The organism is Marinobacter sp. JSM 1782161 (genome assembly GCF_011421605.1).
In the GTDB taxonomy this organism is placed as follows: domain Bacteria; phylum Pseudomonadota; class Gammaproteobacteria; order Pseudomonadales; family Oleiphilaceae; genus Marinobacter_A; species Marinobacter_A bohaiensis.
In genome coordinates this window covers 2,059,498-2,084,535 of record NZ_WSSA01000002.1, presented here as the reverse complement: position 1 = coordinate 2,084,535, position 25,038 = coordinate 2,059,498, and the positions used below count along the sequence as shown (strand labels likewise).

General features: G+C 61.3%; 21 protein-coding genes and 1 tRNA gene. 17 read left to right on the top strand and 5 right to left on the bottom strand.

Annotated features, from left to right (window positions below; all coding sequences use genetic code 11):
* Positions 1 to 52: 52 nt before the first annotated feature.
* Both carB and greA read left to right on the top strand, forming a co-directional pair.
* Positions 53 to 3,268, top strand: coding sequence for a carbamoyl-phosphate synthase large subunit (gene carB, locus GQB00_RS09265; RefSeq protein ID WP_165856001.1), 3,216 nt, complete (start codon positions 53 to 55; stop codon positions 3,266 to 3,268).
* 5 nt (positions 3,269 to 3,273) lie between these two features.
* Positions 3,274 to 3,753: a transcription elongation factor GreA gene (gene greA / locus GQB00_RS09260; RefSeq protein ID WP_111494365.1), complete on the top strand. Its 480-nt coding sequence runs from the start codon at positions 3,274 to 3,276 to the stop codon at positions 3,751 to 3,753.
* A gap of 85 nt (positions 3,754 to 3,838) precedes the next feature.
* On the opposite strand, the gene yhbY is transcribed toward greA, so the two are convergent.
* Positions 3,839 to 4,150, bottom strand: coding sequence for a ribosome assembly RNA-binding protein YhbY (yhbY, locus tag GQB00_RS09255; RefSeq protein WP_111494367.1), 312 nt, complete (start codon positions 4,148 to 4,150; stop codon positions 3,839 to 3,841).
* A gap of 190 nt (positions 4,151 to 4,340) precedes the next feature.
* Between yhbY and rlmE the strand changes: the two genes are divergently transcribed.
* The 14 genes from rlmE to pnp all read left to right on the top strand — a co-directional run bounded on the left by rlmE (position 4,341) and on the right by pnp (position 20,053).
* Positions 4,341 to 4,964 carry a 23S rRNA (uridine(2552)-2'-O)-methyltransferase RlmE gene (gene rlmE, locus GQB00_RS09250; RefSeq protein ID WP_111494369.1) on the top strand — a complete coding sequence of 208 codons (624 nt, stop codon included), beginning with the start codon at positions 4,341 to 4,343 and terminating at the stop codon, positions 4,962 to 4,964.
* Positions 4,965 to 5,135: 171 nt separating this feature from the next.
* A complete protein-coding gene (gene ftsH, locus GQB00_RS09245; protein ID WP_228276689.1) occupies positions 5,136 to 7,088 on the top strand; it encodes an ATP-dependent zinc metalloprotease FtsH in 1,953 nt (650 codons plus the stop codon).
* A gap of 129 nt (positions 7,089 to 7,217) precedes the next feature.
* The gene (folP, locus tag GQB00_RS09240) at positions 7,218 to 8,045 is read left to right on the top strand and encodes a dihydropteroate synthase (protein ID WP_165856580.1); all 828 of its coding nucleotides are present in this window, start codon (positions 7,218 to 7,220) and stop codon (positions 8,043 to 8,045) included.
* A complete protein-coding gene (gene glmM / locus GQB00_RS09235; RefSeq protein WP_165855999.1) occupies positions 8,042 to 9,388 on the top strand; it encodes a phosphoglucosamine mutase in 1,347 nt (448 codons plus the stop codon). The genes folP and glmM overlap by 4 nt, the downstream gene beginning before the upstream one ends.
* 82 nt (positions 9,389 to 9,470) lie before the next feature.
* The gene (tpiA, locus tag GQB00_RS09230) at positions 9,471 to 10,217 is read left to right on the top strand and encodes a triose-phosphate isomerase (protein WP_111496749.1); all 747 of its coding nucleotides are present in this window, start codon (positions 9,471 to 9,473) and stop codon (positions 10,215 to 10,217) included.
* A gap of 11 nt (positions 10,218 to 10,228) precedes the next feature.
* Positions 10,229 to 10,654 (top strand): preprotein translocase subunit SecG, encoded by a 426-nt coding sequence (gene secG, locus GQB00_RS09225; protein WP_165855998.1) that lies wholly within the window; start codon positions 10,229 to 10,231, stop codon positions 10,652 to 10,654.
* A 7-nt stretch (positions 10,655 to 10,661) separates the two neighbouring features.
* Positions 10,662 to 10,746 (top strand) — tRNA-Leu (locus GQB00_RS09220).
* A gap of 317 nt (positions 10,747 to 11,063) precedes the next feature.
* Positions 11,064 to 11,525: a ribosome maturation factor RimP gene (rimP, locus tag GQB00_RS09215; RefSeq protein ID WP_111494379.1), complete on the top strand. Its 462-nt coding sequence runs from the start codon at positions 11,064 to 11,066 to the stop codon at positions 11,523 to 11,525.
* A gap of 43 nt (positions 11,526 to 11,568) precedes the next feature.
* Positions 11,569 to 13,062 (top strand): transcription termination factor NusA, encoded by a 1,494-nt coding sequence (nusA, locus tag GQB00_RS09210; protein WP_111494381.1) that lies wholly within the window; start codon positions 11,569 to 11,571, stop codon positions 13,060 to 13,062.
* Between the two features lie 18 nt (positions 13,063 to 13,080).
* On the top strand, positions 13,081 to 15,606 hold the full coding sequence (gene infB / locus GQB00_RS09205) for a translation initiation factor IF-2 (RefSeq protein ID WP_165855997.1): 2,526 nt from the start codon (positions 13,081 to 13,083) through the stop codon (positions 15,604 to 15,606).
* Positions 15,607 to 15,738: 132 nt separating this feature from the next.
* Complete coding sequence (gene rbfA, locus GQB00_RS09200) at positions 15,739 to 16,155, top strand: 30S ribosome-binding factor RbfA (RefSeq protein ID WP_165855996.1); 417 nt, start codon at positions 15,739 to 15,741, stop codon at positions 16,153 to 16,155.
* The gene (gene truB, locus GQB00_RS09195; RefSeq protein WP_165855995.1) at positions 16,152 to 17,060 is read left to right on the top strand and encodes a tRNA pseudouridine(55) synthase TruB; all 909 of its coding nucleotides are present in this window, start codon (positions 16,152 to 16,154) and stop codon (positions 17,058 to 17,060) included. The genes rbfA and truB overlap by 4 nt, the downstream gene beginning before the upstream one ends.
* 99 nt (positions 17,061 to 17,159) lie before the next feature.
* A complete protein-coding gene (rpsO, locus tag GQB00_RS09190; RefSeq protein WP_111494389.1) occupies positions 17,160 to 17,429 on the top strand; it encodes a 30S ribosomal protein S15 in 270 nt (89 codons plus the stop codon).
* A 509-nt stretch (positions 17,430 to 17,938) separates the two neighbouring features.
* Complete coding sequence (gene pnp / locus GQB00_RS09185) at positions 17,939 to 20,053, top strand: polyribonucleotide nucleotidyltransferase (protein WP_323127263.1); 2,115 nt, start codon at positions 17,939 to 17,941, stop codon at positions 20,051 to 20,053.
* Positions 20,054 to 20,179: 126 nt separating this feature from the next.
* Here the strand turns inward: pnp and GQB00_RS09180 are convergent, their stop codons facing one another.
* The 3 genes from GQB00_RS09180 to GQB00_RS09170 form a co-directional block, all read right to left on the bottom strand.
* Entirely contained in the window at positions 20,180 to 21,055 is an 876-nt protein-coding gene (locus GQB00_RS09180) for an alpha/beta hydrolase (protein ID WP_165855993.1), read from the bottom strand.
* Entirely contained in the window at positions 21,025 to 22,911 is a 1,887-nt protein-coding gene (locus tag GQB00_RS09175; protein WP_165855992.1) for a DUF4105 domain-containing protein, read from the bottom strand. Before GQB00_RS09175 ends, GQB00_RS09180 begins: the two co-directional genes overlap by 31 nt.
* Positions 22,912 to 22,993: 82 nt before the next feature.
* A complete protein-coding gene (locus GQB00_RS09170; protein WP_111494397.1) occupies positions 22,994 to 23,455 on the bottom strand; it encodes a DUF3015 domain-containing protein in 462 nt (153 codons plus the stop codon).
* Positions 23,456 to 23,800: 345 nt separating this feature from the next.
* Between GQB00_RS09170 and GQB00_RS09165 the strand changes: the two genes are divergently transcribed.
* Complete coding sequence (locus tag GQB00_RS09165) at positions 23,801 to 24,235, top strand: hypothetical protein (RefSeq protein ID WP_111494399.1); 435 nt, start codon at positions 23,801 to 23,803, stop codon at positions 24,233 to 24,235.
* Between the two features lie 93 nt (positions 24,236 to 24,328).
* On the opposite strand, the gene GQB00_RS09160 is transcribed toward GQB00_RS09165, so the two are convergent.
* Entirely contained in the window at positions 24,329 to 25,030 is a 702-nt protein-coding gene (locus GQB00_RS09160) for an ABC transporter ATP-binding protein (protein ID WP_165855991.1), read from the bottom strand.
* Between the last annotated feature and the right edge of the window lie 8 nt (positions 25,031 to 25,038).

Genomic DNA, 25,038 nt, shown 5'->3' with positions numbered 1-25,038 from the left:
GGCGCGGCCCTCGCTGAAGACTGAATCAAGCTGCTGACGGGTTTACTGAGAAATGCCAAAACGTACTGACATCAAGAGCATTCTGATCCTGGGCGCCGGACCCATTGTTATCGGGCAGGCGTGCGAATTCGACTATTCCGGGGCGCAAGCCTGCAAGGCGCTGCGAGAAGAGGGTTACCGGGTCATCCTGGTGAACTCCAACCCGGCCACGATCATGACCGACCCGGCCATGGCCGACGCCACCTACATCGAGCCGATTACCTGGAAGACGGTCGCCAAGATCATCGAGAAAGAGCGCCCCGACGCCCTGCTGCCGACCATGGGCGGCCAGACCGCGCTCAACTGCGCTCTGGACCTGGAAAAGCACGGCGTGCTGGAAGAGCTTGGCGTGGAAATGATCGGTGCCAACGCCGACACCATCGACAAGGCCGAGGACCGCGACCGTTTCGACAAGGCCATGAAGTCCATCGGCCTGGAGTGCCCGCGAGCGTCCATGGCCCACTCCATGGAAGAAGCCTTCCAGGTGCTGGACAACATTGGCTTCCCCTGCATCATCCGTCCGTCTTTCACCATGGGCGGCTCCGGCGGCGGTATTGCCTACAACCGCGAGGAATTCGAGGAGATCTGCGAACGCGGTCTTGACCTGTCTCCCACCAACGAGCTGCTGATCGACGAATCGCTGATCGGCTGGAAGGAATACGAGATGGAGGTCGTTCGGGACAAGAACGACAACTGCATTATCGTGTGTGCCATCGAAAACTTCGACGCCATGGGCGTGCACACTGGCGATTCCATCACTGTCGCGCCGGCCCAGACGCTGACCGACAAGGAATACCAGATCATGCGGAACGCCTCCCTGGCGGTCCTGCGTGAGATCGGCGTGGAAACCGGCGGCTCCAACGTCCAGTTCGGTATTCACCCGGACACCGGCCGCATGGTGGTGATCGAGATGAACCCGCGGGTGTCCCGTTCCTCCGCGCTGGCGTCCAAGGCGACCGGCTTCCCGATCGCCAAGATCGCCGCCAAGCTGGCGGTTGGCTACAGCCTGGACGAGCTGCAGAACGACATCACCGGCGGTGTGACGCCGGCGTCGTTCGAGCCGAGCATCGACTACGTCGTTACCAAGATTCCGCGCTTCACCTTCGAGAAGTTCCCCCAGGCCGACGCCCGCCTGACCACCCAGATGAAGTCCGTGGGTGAGGTCATGGCCATCGGTCGGACCTTCCAGGAGTCCATGCAGAAAGCGCTGCGCGGTCTGGAAGTGGGTTCCGAAGGCTTCGAGGAAATGGTCGATGTCGAGACCGAAGATGGTCGTGAGACCCTGATCCAGGAAATGAACGTGCCCGGTGCCCAGCGTATCTGGTACATCGGCGATGCGTTCCGTGCCGGCATGACCGTGGAAGAGGTCTATCGCCATACGCATGTGGATCCCTGGTACCTGGTCCAGATTGAAGACCTGGTCAAGGAAGAGGCCGCGCTCAAGACCGCCGGCAAGACCGATATCGACCACGCCACCCTGTTCCGTCTCAAGCGTAAAGGCTTCTCCGACGCGCGTCTGGCCAAGCTGCTGGGCATTTCCGAGGCGAGCCTGCGCAAGCACCGGCACGATCTGGACATCCGCCCGGTCTACAAGCGGGTCGATACCTGTGCGGCGGAGTTCGCGTCCGATACCGCCTACATGTACTCAACCTACGAGGAGGAGTGCGAGGCCGAAGCGTCCGACCGCAAGAAGATCGTCGTGATCGGTGGCGGCCCGAACCGCATCGGTCAGGGCATCGAGTTTGATTACTGCTGCGTCCATGCCGCCTTCGCCATGCGCGATGACGGCTATGAGACCATCATGATCAACTGCAACCCGGAAACCGTGTCCACCGACTACGACACTTCCGATCGCCTCTACTTTGAGCCGATCACCCTGGAAGATGTACTCGAGATCGTGAACATCGAGAAGCCGGCGGGTGTGATCGTCCAGTTCGGCGGTCAGACGCCGCTGAAACTGGCGCGTGGCCTGGAAGCGGCCGGCGTGCCGATTATCGGCACCACCCCGGATGCTATCGACCGTGCCGAGGACCGTGAGCGCTTCCAGCAGATGATTGGCCGCCTGAACCTGCGGCAGCCCAGGAACGCCACCGTGCGCAGTCATGAGGAAGGCGTCATGGCAGCACGTGAAATCGGTTATCCGCTGGTGGTGCGCCCGTCCTATGTCCTGGGCGGTCGGGCCATGGAAATCGTCTACGACGAGGAAGAGCTGGTGCGCTACATGCGCAACGCCGTTCTGGTCTCCAACGACAGCCCGGTATTGCTGGATCATTTCCTCAACGCGGCCATCGAGGTGGATATCGACGCGGTATCCGACGGCAAGGACGTGGTGATCGGCGGCATCATGCAGCACATCGAGCAGGCCGGCGTGCACTCCGGCGATTCCGCCTGTTCGCTGCCGCCCTACACGCTGCCCAAGGACGTCCAGGACGAGATGCGCGAAACCGTCAAGCGCATGGCCATCGAACTGGAAGTGGTGGGGCTGATGAACGTCCAGTTGGCCTGGCAGGACGACACCATCTACGTGATCGAAGTGAACCCGCGGGCCTCGCGCACCGTGCCGTTTGTGTCCAAGGCGATCGGTGTGTCGCTGGCCAAGGTGGCGGCCCGTTGCATGGCCGGTGTCAGCCTGCAGGAGCAGGGCTTCACGGAAGAGGTGGTGCCCACGTATTATGCCGTGAAGGAGTCGGTCTTCCCGTTCAACAAGTTCCCGTCGGTCGACCCGATCCTGGGGCCGGAAATGAAGTCCACCGGTGAGGTGATGGGTCTGGGTGACAGCTTCGATGAGGCCTTCGCCAAGGCGTCCCTGGCGTCCGGCACCCAGTTGCCCGCCAAGGGTACCGCGTTTATCTCCGTGCGCGATGTCGACAAGGCCGGAGCCGCGGCGGTGGCCCGGGACCTGATCGACGCCGGTTTCCGTCTCGTGGCCACGACCGGAACCGCCAAAGCGCTGGCTGAAGCTGGCATCGACGTTGAGCGGGTCAACAAGGTGCGCGAAGGCCGTCCGCACATTGTCGACGCCATCAAGAACGATCAGATCCAGTTGATCATCAACACAACCGAAGGGCGCAAGGCGATTTCCGATTCCGCCCAGATCCGCCAGTCTGCGTTGCAGCACAAGGTGACCTACACCACGACCCTGGCGGGTGGCGAAGCCTTCTGTCGCGCCATTAAATTCGGACCGGAGCGGACTGTGCGTCGGCTCCAGGACTTACACGCAGGAATTTGAAGATTATGAACAACCGAGTGCCGATGACCGTCAATGGCGAGGAGCGTCTCCGGGAGGAGCTGCAGAAGCTCAAGTCCGAAGATCGTCCCCGTGTGATCGAGGCCATTGCCGAAGCGCGTGAGCACGGCGACCTGAAAGAGAACGCCGAATATCACGCCGCGCGTGAGCAGCAGAGCTTCATTGAGGGCCGGATCCAGGAAATCGAATCCAAGCTGTCTGCCGCCCAGATCATCGATGTAACCAAGCTGGATAACACCGGCAAGGTGATCTTTGGTGTCACTGTGCAGCTGGTCAATGTGGAGACCGAGGAAGAGGTTCGCTACCAGATCTGTGGCGAGGATGAGGCGGATATCAAGGCCGGCAAGCTGTCAGTGACCTCGCCGATTGCGCGTGCCCTGATCGGGAAGAACGAGGGGGACGTGGTTGCGGTACGCGTGCCTTCCGGCACGGTCGAGTACGAAATCGAAGGTGTCGAGCACCTCTGATCCGTACCCGCCACACCCAAAAAAGCCGGCGACATGCCGGCTTTTTTGATTCCGCCTGGCGCTTGTAGAGGCGCGCCGGGGCGCCTTAGTTTTTGTGGCGCTGGAGGTTGGACAGCTTGGGGTTCGGCTTGGCCGCGCGGCGGAGAATGACGGCAATCTTGCCGATCATCTGCACCAGTTCGGCGCCCGACTCCTGGCACAGCGCTTCGATGGCTTCGCGGCGCTCGTCACGGTCCGGGCTGGCGATTTTGACCTTGATCAGTTCATGGTCGTCCAGGGCGCGCTCCAGTTCCTGCTGCAAGCCTTCGCTCAATCCCTTGTCGCCAATCATGACAACAGGCTTGAGATGGTGGGCAATGGCGCGGTACTCCCGGCGCTGTTCGGGCGACAGGCTCATAATTCAGTCTCTTTATGAATGCGATTTAAAATTCTCGGGCGGCATGGGCTGGGCCGATCCCGTATAATCCTGAAAGTGTACCAGTCCGTCCAAGGGCGGTGAATCGCCGTCACTACGTATTATGAATCAGGGCCGTCTCGGGCATGTTAGCGCTCGTAAAGGTTCCGGTGTCGGCTTTCGGAGGTCAGGTTTGGCGCGTTCCAAGTCCAGCAAGCGCTGGTTGAAAGAGCATTTTGATGACGAGTACGTCAAGCGTTCCCAGGTGGACGGTTATCGCTCCCGGGCCAGCTACAAGCTGATCGAACTTGACGACAAGGACCGCTTTTTCAAGCCGGGTCAGATGGTTGTCGACCTGGGGGCGGCGCCGGGCGGGTGGTCCCAAGTGGCCATGGAGCGGGTCGGCCACAATGGCCGTGTGCTGGCCAGCGATATACTGGAGATGAATCCGGTCGCCGGTGTTGAGTTTGTCCAGGGCGATTTCACCGAGCAGTCGGTGCTGGACGAGTTGCTCGATCGCCTCGGGGATGCGCGCGCCGACGTTGTAATTTCCGATATGGCCCCCAATATGAGTGGTATGCCGGCCGTGGATATTCCCAAAGCCATGGATTTGGTGGAACTGGCCCTGGACATGGCCAAGCAGGTGCTGCGGCCGGATGGCGTGTTTGTCGCCAAGGTTTTTCAGGGGGAGGGTTTCGACGCCCTTCTCAAGGATATGAAGGATAATTTCGGCTCTGTTGTGAGTCGTAAGCCGGGAGCGTCACGCTCACGTTCCCGGGAGGTCTATCAGGTCTGTCGCGGTTTTCGCGGCGGATGAGGACGGCTGAGCGGTTTTGCCGTCCGGACCGCCTCGACGCAGCTCCATTCCTAGTGAAGGGGCGTACAATTGATGTAAGGTTGAGGTAAAAGGGAGTGCTTGGCCATGAGTCTGGCTTCTTCCCCAGGGATCGCGCTGCGGGGCGGTCCAAACATTCACAGGTGACGATCCTTGAACGATATGGCTAAAAATCTGGTTCTCTGGCTGATCATAGCGGCCGTCTTGCTGATGGTTTTCCAAAACTTTTCGCCGACGACGAGTGGTCAGCAGGTAAATTATTCCCAGTTCGTGCAAATGGTGCAGCAGGGACAAGTCAAGCAGGTCACGGTGGATGGCTTGGAGATCCAGGGGGTGCGCGAGGATAACTCCCGGTTCCAGACAATCCGTCCGCAGGTGCCTGACAACAAGCTGATGGACGATCTGTTGGCCAACAACGTCGAGATCGTGGGTAAGGAGCCTGACCGCCAGAGCATCTGGACCCAGTTGCTGGTAGCGTCTTTCCCGATCCTCATCATCATCGCCCTGTTCGTGTTCTTCATGCGACAGATGCAGGGTGGCGGAGGCGGCAAGGGCCCCATGTCCTTCGGCAAGAGTAAGGCCCGCCTGATGAGCGAGGACCAGATCAAGACCACCTTCGGTGACGTGGCCGGTTGCGACGAAGCCAAGGAAGACGTCAAAGAACTGGTCGACTTCCTGCGTGATCCCAGCAAGTTCCAGCGCCTGGGTGGCAGCATTCCCAAAGGCGTGTTGATGGTGGGCCCGCCGGGTACCGGTAAGACCCTGCTGGCCAAGGCCATTGCCGGTGAGGCCAAGGTGCCGTTCTTCTCCATCTCCGGTTCCGACTTCGTGGAAATGTTCGTTGGTGTCGGCGCGTCCCGTGTCCGCGACATGTTCGAGCAGGCCAAAAAGCAGAGCCCGTGCATCATCTTTATCGATGAGATCGATGCCGTCGGTCGCCATCGTGGCGCCGGCCTGGGTGGCGGTCACGATGAGCGCGAGCAGACCCTGAACCAGTTGCTGGTTGAGATGGATGGTTTTGAGGGCAACGAGGGCGTTATCGTCATCGCCGCCACCAACCGTCCGGACGTTCTCGACCCGGCGCTGTTGCGCCCGGGCCGTTTCGACCGCCAGGTGGTGGTCAGCCTGCCCGACATCATTGGCCGGGAGCAGGTGCTTAAAGTGCACCTCAAGAAGGTGCCGCTGGCCGACGATATCGATCCGAAGGTCATTGCTCGCGGTACGCCGGGCTTCTCTGGCGCCGATCTGGCCAATCTGGTGAACGAGGCCGCCCTGTTTGCGGCGCGTCGTAACCAGCGCCTGGTTTCCATGGAGGAGCTGGAGCTGGCCAAGGACAAGATCATGATGGGCGCCGAGCGCAAGTCCATGGTGATGAACGAGAAAGAGAAGCTGAATACGGCCTTTCACGAGTCCGGTCATGCGATTGTCGGGCGTCTGATGCCTGAGCACGACCCGGTCTACAAGGTGACCATTATTCCGCGTGGCCGCGCGCTGGGTGTGACCATGTTCCTGCCTGAAGAGGACAAGTACAGTCACTCCAAGCGCTACCTGATCAGCTCGATCTGTAGCCTGTTCGGTGGCCGTATCGCCGAGGAGCTGACGCTGGGCTTTGACGGCGTCACCACCGGCGCCTCCAACGACATTGAGCGGGCCACGAGTCTGGCGCGCAACATGGTGACCCGCTGGGGGCTGTCCGAGAAGCTGGGACCGCTGCAGTACGATACTGACAGCGAAGAGCCGTTCCTGGGCCGCTCGGCCGGCCAGAGTCAGACGGTTTACTCGCCGGAGACGGCGCAGCGTATCGATGAGGAAGTACGTTCGATCATTGATGACTGCTACGAAACGGCGCGTAATATCCTGATCGAAAACCGCGACAAGCTGGAAATGATGGCTGATGCGCTGATGCGCTACGAAACCATCGATCGCTTCCAGATCGATGACATCATGGCCGGCAAGACGCCGCGGCCGCCGCAGGGCTGGAATGGCCCGGGCGCCGGTGGCAATGCCTCGGACGACGATGTGGCTCCGGCTTCGAGCCCGTCTTCCGATTCGGGCAACGGGCGTCGCCCCGGCGAAGGCATCGGAGGTCCGGCCGGCGAGCACTGAGACGCTTGCCGCCCCGGCTGACTCCGGTCGCCAAAGCAGTTGCAAACGCCGTCCCGCGGGACGGCGTTTTTGTTTTACGTGCCCGCTCACGGGCATGGGTCCCACCAGAAGAGGAGTATCCCTGTGAAGATGAATTTCGCCGGTCATGAGCTCGACCTTTCCCAGTCGCATGTGATGGGGATCGTCAATATGACGCCGGACTCCTTTTCCGATGGTGGCAATTACAATCGCCTTGATGCGGCGCTGGTTCGGGCCGAGAGCTTCGTTCGTGACGGTGCCACGTTTATCGATATCGGCGGCGAGTCCACCCGCCCCGGCGCGGCGGACGTGTCCGTGCAGGAAGAGCTGGACCGTGTGTGCCCCCTGGTCGAGGCGATCCGTGAGCGTCTGGATGTGGCGATCTCCGTCGACACGAGTCAGCCGGAGGTGATCCGCGAGTCCGCCGCCCGCGGGGCCGGATTGATCAACGATGTGCGGGCCTTACAGCTGGATGGCGCCCTGGAGGCAGCGGCTGAAACCGGATTGCCCGTGTGTTTGATGCACATGAAGGGTCAGCCGCGCTCGATGCAGGCGCAGCCCCATTACGATAACGTGGTGGCGGACGTGAGTGCCTTCCTGATGGATCGGGTGGCCGAGGCCAAGGCGGCGGGGGTTCGGGGAGAGAATATTATCCTCGACCCGGGGTTTGGTTTCGGCAAGACCCTGGAGCACAACCTGCAGCTGCTGGCCGGGCTGGGACAGATGAACGCGCTGGGCTATCCGCTGTTGGTGGGCATGTCCAGAAAGACCATGTTGGGCGATATTACCGGACGGGAAGTGAGTGAGCGGTTGCCTGCCAGTCTCGCAGTCGCGACAATATCCGCCATGTCGGGCTCCGCGATTATACGTGTACATGATGTCAGCGAAACCGTGGACGCCGTTAAAGTGGTCACCGCACTGAGGAACGTCGCTCAATGACGGAACGCAAATATTTTGGAACGGACGGGATCCGCGGGCGTGTGGGCGATGGCCCCATTACCCCGGACTTCATGCTTAAACTGGGTTGGGCTGCCGGGCAGGTCTTCAAGAAGCAGGGGCAGCGCAATCGCGTGCTGATCGGCAAGGACACCCGTTTGTCGGGCTATATGTTCGAGTCCGCCCTGGAGGCGGGGTTGTCGGCCGCGGGCGTCGACGTGTCGCTGCTGGGCCCCATGCCAACGCCGGCCATCGCCTACCTGACACGAACGTTCCGGGCGTCCGCCGGTATCGTCATCAGCGCGTCGCACAATCCCCACGAAGACAACGGCATCAAGTTCTTCTCCGCCGAAGGCGTTAAGTTGAGTGATGACGTCGAAGAGGCTATCGAAACCTGGCTCGACCGGGCGATCGAGGTGTGTGAGCCGGAAGAGCTGGGTAAGGCGTCCCGGATTGACGATGCCCCGGGGCGCTATGTCGAATTCTGCAAAAGCACGGTGCCCAATGCGTTTACCCTGGAAGGGCTGCGTGTGGTGCTGGATTGTGCCCACGGCGCGACCTACCACGTGGCTCCCAAAGTCTTCCGGGAGTTGGGGGCGTCCATCAGCGTTATGGCAAACCAGCCTGATGGGCTCAACATCAACCTGAACGTAGGTTCCACACACCTGGACGCGCTGCGGGAGAAGGTTCAGGCCGAACAGGCTGATATTGGCATTGCCTTTGACGGTGACGGTGACAGGGTCATGATGGTGGATCATGACGGCAGCGTGATCGACGGCGATGAGCTGCTCTTTATCATCGCTTCCCAGCGGCAGGCTGAAGGCCGGCTGCGCGGTGGTGTCGTCGGTACCCTGATGACCAACCTTGGCGTCGAACTCGCGCTGAAGGATCGTGGTATTCCGTTCGAGCGGGCCAAGGTGGGTGACCGTTACGTCATGGAGCGTCTGGTGGCGAACGACTGGCAGCTCGGGGGCGAAGGTTCCGGGCATCTGGTGGTGCGCGATTGCACGTCCACCGGCGACGGCATCGTGTCTGCGCTGCAGGTGTTGCTCGCGGCCTGGCGGTCTGGCCGGTCTGTAGCCGAGTTGCGTCGTGAAATGACCCGGCTGCCGCAGGTATTGATCAACGTCCGCGTCGACGAGCGTTTCGACCCCTTGTCCCGGCCGGCGATCGTGGATGCTGTCGCCGAGGCTGAGGCGGCCATGGGGGGAACCGGCCGCGTGCTGCTGCGGGCCTCGGGGACCGAGCCGCTGATTCGGGTGATGACCGAAGGGCAGGATGAGGCTCAAATGCGGCAGTGGGCCGAGAAGCTCGCCGATGTGGTGAGGCAGGCGCCCGCCGCCTGAAAATGCAAATGAGGGTGTCACTCGGTTGTGTCCGTTATAGGACTCCTGTATAGTGCGCCCTCCCTTGGAATGAGGGATGTTCATGCGACGTAAGATCGTAGCCGCCAACTGGAAAATGAACGGTTCGCGGACGTTGGCCAAAGAATTGGTCGGCGAGGTGCGGCAGGGTTTGTCCGCGCTTGATAATGGCGTTGAGGTTGTTATTATTCCTCCCGCTCTGTACGTCACTGACGTGCAGTCGCTTCTTCAGGGAAGCGCGCCGGTTGGGGTGCAGAATATTGCGCCCTGGTCTGAAGGGGCCTACACCGGTGAGCTGTCCGGGCGCATGGCGGCGGATGTCGGGTGTCAATACGCTATTGTGGGTCATTCCGAACGTCGCGAGTTGTTCGCTGAAACCGATGCGGTTATTGCGGACAAGATCGTCCAGGGGGTTGAGAGCGGTATTGCCCTGATCCTGTGTGTCGGTGAGACCCTGGAGCAGCGGGAAGCCGGGCTTGCAGTTGATGTGGTGAGCGCGCAGTTGAAAGAAGCGCTCAAGTCCGTCAGCGGCGAGCAGTGGAATCAGATCGTTGTCGCATACGAGCCCGTCTGGGCCATTGGTACCGGTAAGACAGCGACAGCGGAAGATGCCCAGGGCGTGCACCAGGCGATGCGCAAAGTGCTCGCGGAACTGGGGGCGCCGGCCGATGAGCTGAGCCTGTTATATGGGGGCAGCGTCAAGCCGGCAAATGCAGCGGAATTGTTTGCCCAGCCAGACATTGATGGCGGATTGATTGGCGGCGCTTCCCTGAAAGCGCAGGATTTTCTGGCCATCTGTAAGGCGGTTTAAGAGAGTTTGATATGGATTGGATGGAAACGCTGGTTGTCGTTGCGCACGTCGTAATTGCTGTGGCGCTGGTGGGTCTTGTTCTGATTCAGCAGGGCAAGGGCGCCGACGCGGGTGCAGCGTTTGGTGGCGGCGCATCGCAGACCGTGTTCGGCAGTCAGGGCAGTGGTAGCTTCCTGACCCGTGTGACCACGTTTCTCGCGATCCTGTTTTTTGTAACGAGTTTTACGTTGGCGGTGTTTGCCAAGCAGCGGGCCGAAGTGGCCGGCGAAGCGGGTATTCCGACCGTCCAGCAGGCGCCGGCCGCGGAGCAGTCTGACGACAGCGACGCAGCAGCCTCCGATGAGGCCCCGGCGCTGGAAGACTCCCAGCCTTCTGAAGGCGCGGGTGAAGATCAGCCTGAAGCCGGGAGCGAGTCCTCGCTTCCCGAGCTTGAGTAAGGTTGTTGCCGAAGTGGTGGAACTGGTAGACACGCTATCTTGAGGGGGTAGTGGCGCAAGCCGTGCCGGTTCGAGTCCGGCCTTCGGCACCATTTTAGAAAACGGCTTGGAGTTCCAAGCCGTTTTTTTTGGTCAGTCCTTGACCAGTGTTGTCGGCGTCCTTATACTCCGGCGATTATTGCAGTGGGTATCGGCTGCGCCGTGCCCGCTCAGGCAGGCCAGGTGTCTGTCGGCAGAGGGCGCGGGTGAAGTCGTCCTCTGGCACGTAATGACTTCAGAAGGCCCCGGTGTCGTGATGGGGCTTCTTGGTTCAGGGGCCTGGCGCAAGGCCCGATTGCACGAAAAAGGGCTGAATAACAGGCCCTTTTTTTGTTTGTGCCGAACGAAAACGAGTGGAGATGACAACAGCTTGTCAGCCAAAGTAAAGCAACTCGAAAGTATCCTGCGTCCCGTGATTGAAGGGCTTGGCTACGATTTCTGGGGCCTTGAATTCCGCTCCCAGGGCCACAAGTCCATGCTCCGGATCTTTATAGATGACGCGGAAAACGGCGTCAGCGTGGACGACTGCGAAACCGTCAGTCGCCAGGTCAGCGGCGTCATGGACGTTGAGGACCCGATTCAGACGGAATACACGCTGGAAGTGTCGTCGCCGGGCATGGACCGGCCTCTGTTCCGGCTCGAACAGTACGAAGCCTGGGCCGGGCACAATGTCAAAATCCGCCTGCGCATGGCCTTTGAGGGACGCCGCAAGTTTGAAGGCCTTCTCAAAGGTGTCGAGGGCAGTGACGTCATCGTGATCGTGGACGATCACGAATATCTGCTTCCGATCGACAGTATCGAAAAAGCCAACATCGTTCCGGTTTTTAAATAATTCGTTTGACTGCAAGTCTAAGGGTTAAGGGCAGGGCAATCTGATGAGTAAAGAGATCTTGCTGGTAGTTGAAGCCGTCTCCAACGAGAAGGGTGTGGAAAAAGAGGTCATTTTCGAGGCCATCGAACTTGCCCTGGCGACAGCAGCCAAGAAACGCTACGAAGACGAGGAAGCGGACATCCGCGTCGAAATCGATCGTCGCACCGGTGACTATGAAACTTTCCGGCGCTGGCTGGTGGTGGACAACGAGGCCGTTCCCGCACTGGGTACCGAGCTGACCATGCAGGAGGCCGAGGAGATCGATACCAGCCTCCAGCCGGGCGATGTCCATGAAGAGAAGGTCGAATCCGTGGCCTTTGGCCGGATCGGCGCGCAGGCGGCCAAGCAGATTATTTTCCAGAAGGTGCGTGAAGCCGAGCGTACCAAGATCGTCGACAGCTACCGCGACCGGGTCGGCGAGCTGATTTCCGGTACCGTCAAGAAAGTAACCCGTGACAACGTGATTGTGGACCTCGGTGCTAACGCCGAAGCCCTGCTGCCGCGTGACCAGTTGATTCCGCGGGAGACCTTCCGTATGGGCGATCGCGTTCGCGCGCTGCTGCTCGAGATCCGGACCGACCACCGTGGGCCGCAACTGATCCTGAGCCGTACCAACCCGGCCATGCTGATCGAGCTGTTCCGCATCGAGGTGCCGGAGATTGCCGAGGACCTGATCGAAATCCGTGGCGCCGCCCGCGATCCCGGCTCCCGCGCCAAGATTGCGGTCAAGACCAACGACCGCCGTATCGATCCGGTTGGCGCCTGTGTGGGCATGCGGGGTTCACGTGTCCAGGCCGTATCCAATGAACTGGGCGGCGAGCGCGTTGATATCGTGCTGTGGGACGACAACCCGGCACAGCTGGTGATCAATGCCATGGCGCCGGCGGAAGTGGCGTCCATCGTTATGGACGAGGATCGCCAGACCATGGAAGTGGCGGTCGCCGAGGACAACCTGGCCCAGGCCATCGGTCGCAACGGGCAGAACGTGCGCCTGGCGAGCGAGCTGACCGGCTGGACCCTCAATGTCATGACCGAGGAAGAGGCCGGCGAGCGCCAGGAGCAGGAATACAACCGCCTGCTGAACCATTTCACCGAGAACCTCGATGTCGACGAGGAATTGGCCGGGGTCCTGATCGAAGAAGGCTTTACCACCCTGGAAGAAGTGGCTTATGTACCGATGGACGAGATGCTCGCCATCGATGGATTCGATGAGGATATGGTCAGCGAGCTCCGTACTCGCGCCAAGGACCGCCTGCTCAATCAGGCTCTGGCCAGCGAAGAGGCCCTGGAGGGCAACGAGCCGGCTGAAGATCTGCTGACGATGGACGGCATGGACCGTGCGCTGGCATTCAAGCTGGCCGGTATGGGCGTGCGGACCATGGACGATCTGGCAGAGCAGTCCGTGGATGACCTGCTGGACATCGAAGGTATGGACGAAGAGCGTGCGGGCCAGTTGATCATGACCGCACGTGCGCCCTGGTTCCAGGACCAGGAATAATCGGGAGAGGAGGACCAGATGGCTGAAGTAACCGTAAAACAGCTGGCCGATGATGTAGGCGCTCCCGTGGACCGCTTGCTGCGCCAGATCGTAGAGGCTGGCCTGAAAGCCCGTTCTGAGAATGACGCTGTCAGCAGTGATGAGAAGCAGCAACTGCTGGCTTTCCTGCGCAAGACCCACGGCGAAGCCAACGCCGAGCCGCGCAAGATCACGCTCAAGCGCAAGACCACCACCACCCTGAAAACCGGTGGCAGTGGCGCTACACGCGGCAAGACGGTCAACGTAGAGGTTCGCAAGAAGCGCACATACATCAAGCGCACTGAAACGCAGCAGCCGGAGCAGGAAGACGCGCCGGTGGCCGAGGAAACGCCCCAGGCGGCTCCGGAAGCCCCTGTAGAAACGCCGGTAGCCGAGCAGGAACGTCCTGCTGAAGCCCCGGCTGCAGAGGAGCAGGCGCCGGCCGAGCCGGAACAGCCGGAAGCAGCGGAGCCTGAGGTGGACGCCGAGGCGCCGGTGCCTGTCGAGGATGTGCCGGTACCGCCGGTCGACGCTGATGGTGGCAAAGACCGCAAGGCGAAGAAGAAAAAGGATAAATCTCGCGAACGCGCCGATGACAGCGACGATGGCAAGCCGAAGAAGAAATCGGCGGGCCACCGTGGACCGCGTAACCGTCCGGCCGAGCCGGTGTCCTTCAGTGAGGACGACGACGGTGGCGCGCGTAAACCGCTGCGGGCGAAAAAGAAACCCAAACAGAAGAGGCATGGTTTCGAGAAACCGACCAAACCCATGGTGCGTGAAGTAGAGATTCCGGAAACCATTACGGTGGGTGACCTGGCCCAGCGTATGGCCGTAAAAGCGGCCGATGTTATCAAGACGCTGATGGGGATGGGGGTCATGACCACCATCAACCAGCCTCTGGATCAGGAAACCGCTGTGCTCGTGACTGAAGAGCTCGGTCACAAGCCCAAGACCACCAGCGAGGATGCGTTCGAGGAAGAAGTCCTGAGCGAAATTTCCTTTGAGGGTGAGAAGGTCAAACGGGCCCCGGTCATCAGTGTGATGGGCCACGTCGACCACGGTAAGACTTCTCTGCTGGATCACATCCGCCGCACCAAGGTGGCGGCTGGCGAGTCCGGTGGTATTACCCAGCACATTGGTGCCTACCACGTGGAAACCGACCAGGGCATGGTCACCTTCCTCGACACCCCGGGCCACGCGGCATTTACCGCCATGCGGGCGCGCGGTGCCCAGAGCACCGATATCGTTATCCTGGTTGTGGCGGCCGATGACGGCGTGATGCCGCAGACCAAGGAAGCCGTGGATCACGCCCGTTCCGCGGGTGTTCCGATTGTTGTGGCCATCAACAAGATGGACAAGGAACAGGCGGACCCGGACCGGATCAAGACCGAGCTGGCCGGTATGGACGTGATTCCGGAAGACTGGGGCGGCGACGTACAGTTCGTGCCCGTGTCCGCGCATTCCGGTCAGGGCATTGATGATCTGCTCGAAGCGGTTCTGCTGCAGTCCGAGATCCTCGAGCTGGAGGCCGTGCCGACCGCACCGGGTGCGGGTGTTGTCGTTGAGTCCAGCCTGGAAAAAGGTCGCGGCTCTGTGGCGACTATCCTGGTCCAGAACGGTACCGTCCGTCAGGGCGACATGATCGTGGCCGGAGCCTACTTCGGTAAGGTCCGGGCGATGATGAACGAGACCGGCGACCAGGTGAAGGAAGCGGGTCCGTCCATTCCGGTCGAGATCCTGGGCCTGAACGGAACACCGGACGCCGGCGACGAGTTCTTCGTGGTAGCGGACGAGCGCAAGGCGAAGGAACTGGCCGAGTTCCGCCAGAAGCGCGAGCGTGAGCAGCGTTTGCAGCGCCAGCAGGCGGCCAAGCTGGAGAACCTGTTCGAGAACATGGGCAAAGACGAGGTCAAGACCCTCAACGTTGTCCTCAAGACCGACGTGCGCGGTTCCCTGGAAGCCATCACCAAGGCTCTGCAGGAAATCGGCAACGAAGAAGTGCAGGTCAAGATCGTGTCCTCCGGCGTGGGCGGGATTGCCGAAACCGACGTCAGCCTGGCACTGGCCACCGACTCCGTACTCTTCGGTTTCAACGTCCGTGCCGATGCCTCCGCCAAGCGACTGGTGGAGCAGGAAGGCGTCGACCTGCGCTACTACAGCATCATCTACAACATGATCGATGATGTGCGCGCAGCGCTGACCGGCATGCTGGCACCGGAGTTCCGCGAGGACATCGTGGGCATCGCCGATGTGCGCGATGTGTTCCGCTCGCCGAAGTTCGGTCAGGTGGCTGGCTGTATGGTCACCGAGGGCACCGTCTACCGTAACAAGCCGATCCGGGTCCTGCGTGACAACGTGGTGATCTTCGAAGGCGAACTCGAATCCCTGCGCCGCTTCAAGGACGATGTCCAGGAAGTGAAGAAGGGCATCGAGTGTGGTATCGGTGTTAAGGGCTACGACGTCAAGGTCGGTGACCAGATCGAGGTCTTCGACCGGGTCAGGGTCGAGCGTCAGCTGGAAAGCTGATCGCCGGACCGGTTAGACACTAGCTCAGATTGGCGCCCCGGACTCCGGGGCGCCGTGCATTCAGAGGGGCCTTGAGCCGCTCGCAAAAGGCACCTCCAGTTTGTGGTGGTGCCGAAACGACAGGGCGTAACCATGCCAAAAGAATTCAGTCGGGTTGACCGGGTTGCGGACCAGATCCAGAAGGAACTGGCCGTAATGGTCCAGCGTGAGATCAAGGATCCGCGTCTGGGCATGGTCACCATCAATGCCGTCAAGGTCAGCCGGGACCTGGGCTATGCCGACGTTTACATTTCGCTGCTGACCGCCGACGAGGTCACGGAAGACGATGAAAGCGTTCAGGATTCGCTCAAGGTTCTGCGTAAGGCGGCGGGCTTCCTGCGCAGCCAGCTCGGGCGGGCGATGAAGCTGCGGGTGGTTCCCCAGCTGCGTTTCCACTTCGACACGCTGGGTGGTCAGAGCCGTCACATCGACAGCCTGATCGACCAGGCTATGGGCAAGAAGCCGGCGGTCGGACCGTCCGACGACTCCGACGAGGAGAGCCGGGATTGAGCCGGCGTCGTCGAGGCCGTGAGGTGAACGGCATCCTGGTGATCGATAAGCCCCAGGGGGTCACCTCCAACGGCGTTCTGCAGCAGGTCAAGCGGTTGTATGGCGCCGCCAAAGCCGGCCACACCGGTAGTCTGGACCCGTTGGCGACCGGGGTGCTGCCGCTTTGCTTCGGCGAAGCCACCAAGTTTTCCCAACTGATGCTCGACAGCGATAAAGCCTACGTCGCCACCGGGCAACTTGGCGTGATCACCGACAGCGGCGACAGCGACGGCACCGTGATGGCCGAGCGGGCGCTGCCCGAAGGGCTGTCGCAGGTGGATCTGGAGGCGGTGCTGCCGCGTTTTCGGGGGGCGATCGAACAGGTCCCGTCGATGTACTCGGCGCTCAAGCACAAGGGGCGCCCGCTGTACGAGTATGCTCGCGAAGGCATCGAGATTGAGCGACCGGCGCGGCCGGTGACCATCCATTCCCTGGAGCTGCTGTCGTTCGACGGCCGCCACTTCGACATTGCCGTGTCCTGCAGCAAGGGCACCTACATCCGCTCGCTGGTGGAGGACATTGGCGAGGCTCTGGGCTACGGGGCGCACGTCACGAGGTTGCGTCGTACCGGCGCCGCGGGTTTCGGGCTTGATCAGGCGCACGACGTCGCCGAGCTGGAACGGATGCGCGAGGAAGGCCAGTCGCTGGACCCGCTGCTGGTTCCGGTGGACGCCGCGCTGGAAGCCTTCCCGAAAATAATGCTTCAGGATGAGCAGATTGTATCGATATTGAACGGACAACCCGTTAAAATGTCGGGTCACCCGCCGGGATGGGTTCGCCTCTACGGAGACGAGCGCTTTCTCGGATTGGGCGAGCAGTTGCCGGATGGTCGGGTTAGCCCGCGTCGTCTGGTGAAGCAGGCCTGAACGCCGTTAACGCTGTGTAGCGGGCGGTCAGGTTAGCCGGGCTGTAGAGATGCGCGGTTCGGCCGAATACGAAAGGCATCGCAAACCAAGAGGTGAGTTATGGCACTGTCTGCCGCAGAGAAGTCACAGATCGTCACTGATTTTCAGCAAGGTGAAGGCGACACCGGTTCCCCGGAAGTGCAGGTTGCACTGCTGAGCGCCAACATCGACAAGCTGCAGAATCACTTCAAGGCCAACAAGCAGGATCACCATTCCCGCCGTGGCCTGATTCGGATGGTTAACCAGCGTCGTAAGCTGCTGGACTACCTGAAAAAGAAGAACGCCGATCGCTACCTGGACCTGATCCAGCGTCTCGGTCTGCGTCGCTAAGAGACGACTGAGTCTTTGTCTGAAACGGCAGTGCGTCCCGGCCTCCGTTGTCTTGCAGCTCAGGCGTCCGCAAGGGTGCCGATGCTGAAAAGATGGAACCGGGTCCCTGCCGGTTCTGCCCGGAGAGCTCTGCTCTCCCGGCAGTCTATCTCGCCTTTCACGCTGCGCCGCAGCGAACACCGGATTCGGGGCTATGGCCCGGGGATCCGGCGCAATGCCGACGCTGTCGGTCCTTGCCATGGGCCCGTCACGAACGACCGCCCTGTCGAGTATCGCCAGTCCCGCCGGCACAATTCGGTTATCGCAGGACATCCAGAGCTGTTTCCGACACCGGTCGGTGATGAAAGCCCGAACAATAGCAGGTTGTTGAAAGGCGCCGGCACTCTGGCGACGTTTTTCAACAGCCTGTTAGCTTTCAGTCCGGTAAGTCCCGACACTCTGACCCGCGAAGCCTCTGAGGGGAAAACGCCGCGTTTTCCGGAAATATGACTGAAAGTGAAGGAGTTACCGTGAATCCGGTAAAGAAATCATTTGAACTCGGTGGCAAGACAGTCACCCTGGAAACTGGACGCATCGCACGCCAGGCCACTGGCTCCGTGCTGGTCACTATCGACGACATCTCCGTGCTGGGTACGGTCGTGGCCCAGAAAGAGCCCAAGCCGGGCCAGCCGTTCTTCCCGCTGACCGTCAACTACAGCGAGAAGACCTACGCGGTGGGTAAGATCCCGGGTGGCTTCTTCAAGCGTGAAGGTCGTCCTTCCGAGAAGGAAACCCTGACGTCCCGCCTGATCGACCGTCCGATCCGTCCGCTGTTCCCGAAAGGCTTCATGAACGAAGTGCAGGTCATCTGTACCGTCATGTCCTCCAGCAAGACCCAGGACCCGGACATCGCCGGCATGCTGGCCGCCTCCGCTGCACTGGCCCTCTCCGGCGTGCCGTTTGAAGGCCCGGTGGGCGCATCCCGTGTGGGTTACACCGACGAGGACGGTTACTTCCTGAACCCCACGTTCGAACAGCTGGAAACGTCCAAGCTGGACATGGTCGTGGCCGGCACCCAGGACGCGGTGCTCATGGTAGAGTCCGAGGCCCAGGGCCTGACCGAAGACCAGATGCTGGGCGCGGTCCTGTTCGCGCACGACGCCATGCAGACCGCCGTTACCGCTATCAAGGAACTGGCCGCCGAAGCCGGTCAACCGCGCTGGGAGTGGACACCGGCCGAGGTCAACACGTCCCTGGCGGACGCGCTGGAGTCCGGCTTCAGCGACGCCGTCACCGAAGCCTACGGCATTCGCGACAAGATGGAGCGTTACAAGCGTTTGGGCGAAGTTCGCAACGACGCCGTCGAGAAGCTGGCCGGCGAAGAGGAAGGCCAGCCGTCCGAGGACGAGGTTAAGGCCTACTTCGGCAAGCTGGAAAAGACCATCGTTCGTCGTCAGGTTATCGAAGGCAAGCCGCGTATCGACGGTCGTGACAACAAGACCGTGCGTCCGATCGAAGTGGAAGTGGGCGTGCTGCCGAGCACCCACGGTTCTGCCCTGTTCACCCGTGGCGAGACCCAGGCCATCGTGACCACCACGCTGGGCACCGCGCGCGACATGCAGATCATCGACGCGCTGGAAGGTGAGCGTAAGGATCCGTTCCTGTTCCACTACAACTTCCCGCCGTTCAGTGTTGGCGAGACCGGCCGCGTAGGCGCTCCGGGCCGTCGTGAAATCGGTCACGGTCGTCTGGCCAAGCGCGGTGTGGCGGCGGTCATGCCGACCGTTGAAGAGTTCCCGTACACCATCCGTGCGGTGTCCGAGATCACCGAATCCAACGGTTCCAGCTCCATGGCCTCGGTCTGTGGTTCCAGTCTGGCGCTGATGGACGCGGGTGTCCCCATCAAGGCACCGGTGGCCGGTATCGCCATGGGTCTGGTCAAGGAAGGCGAGCAGTTCGCGGTCCTGACCGACATCCTGGGTGACGAAGATCACCTGGGCGACATGGACTTCAAGGTCGCCGGTACCGCCGAGGGCATCACCGCCCTGCAGATGGACATCAAGATCACCGGCATTACCGAAGAGATCATGGAAATCGCCCTGGAGCAGGCGCACTCCGCGCGTCAGCACATCCTGGGTGAAATGGCCAAGGTTATCTCCGAGCCGCGCTCCACGCTGTCCGACCGTGCACCGAGCATCACCAGCATGAAGATCCACCCGGACAAGATCCGTGACGTGATCGGCAAGGGCGGTTCCGTGATTCGCGCGATCTGTGACGACACCGGTGCCTCCATCGACCTCGACGACGACGGCAACGTCAAGATCTACGCCGACAACCAGGCCGCCGCCCAGGCCGCGCAGAAGCGCGTCATGGAGATCACCGCCGAAATCGAAGTCGGTGCGATCTACAAGGGCAAGGTTGAGCGCATTGTGGACTTCGGCGCCTTCGTCAACATCCTGCCGGGCAAGGATGGTCTGGTGCACATTTCCCAGATCGCCGAGCGTCGCATTGAGAACGTCACTGACGAGCTCAGCGAAGGCCAGGAAGTACTGGTCAAGGTGCTGGATGTGGACAACCGCGGTCGCGTGAAGCTGTCCATGAAAGAAGTGAAGGAAGGCGAGCAGCCGACCGAGTTCGGCGCCTGATCCAGGCCCTGAATGAGAGAGCCGCCCCACGGGGCGGCTTTTTTGTGCCTGAAATCCACTGCCTGATCTGAGCCGGGGGCGCAATAAACGTTCTTGCCCAGGTGCTTCGGCGTGGCCGCCGGGCCTCTACTCTCCCGAAGCCGGACTTCCAGGATCGGCTGCGGCTTCCTTAAGAAACGCCACCACCGCGTCCCGGTAGGCCGGGATCACAAACGTCGACGCGTGGGGCGTGTTGGTCTGCAGGAATTCCTTGGGCTGCTTCGCGGCCGTGTAGAGCGATGTGCCGTTGTGGAAGGGGATAATGCCGTCGCGCAGGCTGTGGATCACCATGACCGGCACCGGGCTGATCCGGTCGATGTGGTCGACGCCTTCGTAGTCCCCCGGGATGGTCCAGCTCAGCGGCACCTGGAACAGCCAGGTGAGCCAGAAACTGTCGAGCTTTTCCCGGGCGATGGCGCGGAAACCGGCGAAGGTGCTGTCCAGCACGACCGCGGTCAAGGGCGGCTGTTCGCCCCGGTCTTGCCATTCCGCGGCCAGCATCAGCCCCAGGCCGCCACCCAGGCTCTGTCCCAGCAGATAATAGGGCCCGGTGTCCGGTTGTTGCACCAGCCAGCGAAATCCTGTCTCCGAGTCCGTCAGGGCACCCTCGATATCCGGTGCGCCAGTGGACTGGCCGTAGCCGCGATAATCGATCAGGAAGACGTTGTAGGCCTCCTTGGGCATCCAGGCGACGTTGAGCAGGTGGCTGCTCATGTTCTGGGCGTTGCCGTGCAGGAAGTAGACGGTACCGTGAGGCTCTCCCTGCGCCGGAAGCCACCAGCCGTGGAGCCGCTCGCCGTCGACCGTGTCCAGGTAAACGTCCCGGTACTCCAGGTTTAACTGGTCCGGCGTGATGTAGACCGTCTTGTCCGGATAGAAGAACAGACTCGAACAGCCGCCCAGCATCAGCAGCGGCAGGGCCAGCGAGAGCGTTAGAAGTACACGTGCAGTCCGGCGTGCCATTGGGTCTCATACCTGTCGAAGTGGTGTTTGCGCTGCCAGCCGGCGGTGAGACTGGCGGACGGATCCAGGTGCCAGGAAACGCTCGCGTAGCCGATGTCCTCGCGATGATGATCGCCGATCAGCCACGCCTTGCTTTTAACGCCTCCCATGATGCTTAACCGATGCCCCTGGTAGAGCCAGCCGAGATCGGCGCCGGGTGCGGTGTCGTAGCCCTTGTCCAGGTCATTGTCGATCTCCAGGTCGGCCGTTCCCATGGCGTAGAGCTGGCTGTTGGACGAGGTCGCCCAGCCGAAGCCGGCGCCGCCATCCAGGTAGGGGGTGAAGACGCGCTTGCCCGATTCAATGTCCGTCCGCCGTCCGCCGAAGCCCACCTGCCAGGACAGCGGCGAGAAGAAGCGGTCGCGGACCGACAGCGAGCGGATTTCCACACCCACGAGTTGCTCCAGTTGTACTTCGTCATTGTCCGTGTAGTAACGGGTATCGAGCCGCAGGAACTGCAACTGGGCGCCCTGACGATAGCCTTCCGGTGGATCCAGCAGGTCGTGGTAGGCCGGCCGCAGGCTCAACTGAATGTAGTCGCGGTCTCCCTGCTGGCCAGCGGTCAGGCCGGCCCGGAACGTGTCGTGACCCTGGTCGTCGCGAATGGGCGGCTCGGCCGGCTGCTCCAGTGGAGGCGCGTCGTTGATCCGGCTGCGGGCCTTGAGAAGGTCGTAGGACAGGGGGGCGGCCCGGTCCCGGGGCCAGTCTTCTTCCTGCGCTTGATAGCGTACGTAGTCGTAGGTGGCGTCCAGCACGTGGGCCCGTGACTCGTCGGGCAGGGACTGGATGGCCGGTGCCGCCACAGTGCGCTCGCCGTCGGCCAGGTCAGCGGCCAGATCCCGTTCATCCGGGGGGAGCTGTTCCAGGTAGTGTTCGACGACGGTGGCGGAAGAAGGCCGGTAGTGGATCGACGCCACCAGATCGTGGTCGACCACCCAGCGTACCGTGTCGGAGGGAATGGCATGGGTGCCGACTTCGTCGAGCAGGTTGGTGCCGGGCCGGGCGACGTCGATCAGCGCCAGCAGGCGATAGGCGCAGTTCTCGTCGAAGAAGTAGTAGTCGAAATTCTTCTCGCGGATCTCCCACGCGTGGGCGAGCAGCATGTCGGTTTCTTCCGGCGTCAGGTTGAGCCGGTATTCCCACAGGTCCCGGTTCTCGATGTCCGAGTACAGGCGGATCTTTTCGTAATAGGGCTTCACCGAGGTGATGCCCGGATAGCCGCCGAAAATACCCCGGTAGGCGAACATGATCTCGCTGTCGTGGGCGGCGGCGTCCGCGGCGTAGGAAATGGTGCTGGCCAGCAACAGGTCCGCCTCTTCGTCGTTTTCCGTGCCGGGCGGATCCAGCCGCAGGAAGGTGTGCCCGAACATCGACGATGGACTGTTGAGGTAGGACGCGGCGAACACCAGGGTCACGGTTTCGGTGTTCAGTTCCTGGCGCCAGGTGTCGAAGGCCGGGCAGTCGGGCGAGCCCTGTGGCAGGTCCAGTTGCTGGCGAAGCCAGCGGTCCCTGGCCGGGAAGCGGCAGCGGGCGTGCTGGTCACCGTCGCCGGGTTGCTGGATGGCCGCCAAAGTGGCGCGCAGTTCGGCCTCCGGGGAATCCTTGCCGTCGACGCTGAGAAAAAAGCCGGCGTCATCGGCCTGGGAGGTGTAGCCGCTCCCCAGGGTGTCGGGGCGGTAATGGCCCAGGGTGAGCCAGGCCGGATCCTGGGCGAGTTGATCAAGGGGCGGAGCGGCCAGGGCAGACGAAGCCAGAAAGGCCGTTGCGATCAGGGCCAACAAACGGGGCCGTGGCCCCGACAGCGAATGTCGTTGCATGCGATCTCGGATCGGTGGTGCTTGGGAAATAGCTGTGCTGTGCGCCGTCCCTGGCGCGAAGGGCTATCCCTGCAGGTCAGGATCAGGCGATGTATTTGCCGAGGGTCTCATGCGACTCCAGCAAGGCCACGATGGCGGACACCGCTTCATCCGAGGTGGTATCGGAAGATGGGAAAATGGTGGCGAAGTTGTCCTGCATCAGTTGGCGGAAGGCCGGACGATCAGCCTCGTCGACTTTCAACAGAACCGCCAGGGTATCGAGGTTTTCGCCTTCGCCCCGGGACATGTCACGGGCAATCTTGTCGATGTTGTTATCCATGTACATGGCCATCGACTGAACCGATTCGTTGGTGTTACAGCCCAGGGTTCCGGTGGTCATGCCGAAGGTCTGGTTACCGAGCGTGCCGTTGGTGGTCGCCGCGAGAATGTGCGGGGCCATCCCCGACTGCCCCTTCCAGATCATGGCGCCGACACCACAGCCCGGCTGTGCGAAAGCGAGGCTGGAAGCGCCCAGAAGCATGGCTCCTGCGATAATTTTTTTCATGGTCCAACTCCTTGTCGTGCTTGCATCGATGTGAAAACAACGTAACGGCCCTGACGTGGTTCTCCTGACGTTGTGCCTTTGCGGGCAACGTCGTGCTCGTCCCGGTTCTCGAACGCCGGGGCTCGGCCTGACCGTTCAACAGAGTATAGACAAGTTTTGGTAGACAGCGACCCGTCCGGGCCTCAATTGACTGATTGTTCAGATAAAAAATGAACACAGTGATAACATATATTCCAAAAAGATCTAAAAACTAACTTTATATTTATTATTTGTAATATGGATGTCACTCATTTATAGTTGCGCCCGCCACGATGGCTCACATATCACACACGGAGAGAAGTAGTCGTGAAAAAAGTACTGATCGCTTCAAGCCTGGTTCTGGCAGGCGCACTGTCTGGTTGTAGCTCCATGAACGTAAGCTCCAACCCGGTTCCCCTGTCTGGACACGTAGACACTGACCTGAAAGCTGACATTGATGTTGGCGAGAAGATCACTGGTCATTCCTCTGCGACCAAGATCCTGTTCTTCACCGTTGGCGGTGAATCCGAATACGCCGACGGCGTTGCATACGGCGCCGGCGCTGGTGGCGGTTCTCCGCTGGCCATGCTGGACGCGGTTGCTCCGGTTAAGGCCGCTGCGGCCTACAACGCCATCAAGTCTTCCGGTGCCGACGTGATCGTGGCTCCGCGTTACACCGTCAAGAAGACGGACTACCTGGTTTACGGCACCATTGACGTAACCGTTGAAGGCTACAAGGGCACCATCAAGAGCGTTCAATAAGCGCGGGTGTCTTCCTTCATGAAAAAGCCGGGCTCAAGGGCCCGGCTTTTTTGTGCCTGACGATCACGGCGCCCCGAGGGGCGCCGGCGGGTTCTAGCCGCCCAGATAGGCTTTCTGCACGTCTTCGTTGGCGAGCAGGTTGGCGCCGGAGTCTTCCAGCCGGATACGGCCCGTCTCCAGCACATAGCCGCGGTCGGCCAGCTTCAGGGCCTGCTTGGCGTTCTGCTCCACCAGGAAGACGGTGATGCCTTCATCGCGCAGGGTGCTGATGATGTCGAAGATCTGCTTGATGATCAGCGGCGCCAGCCCCAGGGAGGGCTCGTCCAGGATGATCATGCGGGGTTTCGACATCAGGGCGCGGCCGATGGCCAGCATCTGCTGCTCGCCGCCGGACATGGTGCCGGCGCGCTGGTTGCGGCGCTCCTGGAGGCGCGGGAAAAGCTCGAACACGTGGTCCTGGCTCTTGCGGATCTCCGCCTTGGTGTTGAAGAAGCCCCCCATATGCAGGTTCTCTTCCACCGTCAGACCGGGGAACACCCGGCGGCCTTCCGGCACAATAGCGATGCCCGACCGCATGATGTCGGAGGTGGGCTTGTGGGTGATGTCCTCGCCCCGGAACAGCACGCGCCCCGAGCTGGCCTGCGGATCGCCACAGACGGTCATCAGCAGCGTCGTTTTGCCCGCCCCGTTGGCGCCGATCAGGGAGACGATCTCGCCTTCCTTGACCTCCACCGAGACGCCGTGCAGCGCCTCGATCTTGCCGTAGTGGGTATGGATGTTTTCAAGTACCAGCATGGTTGATC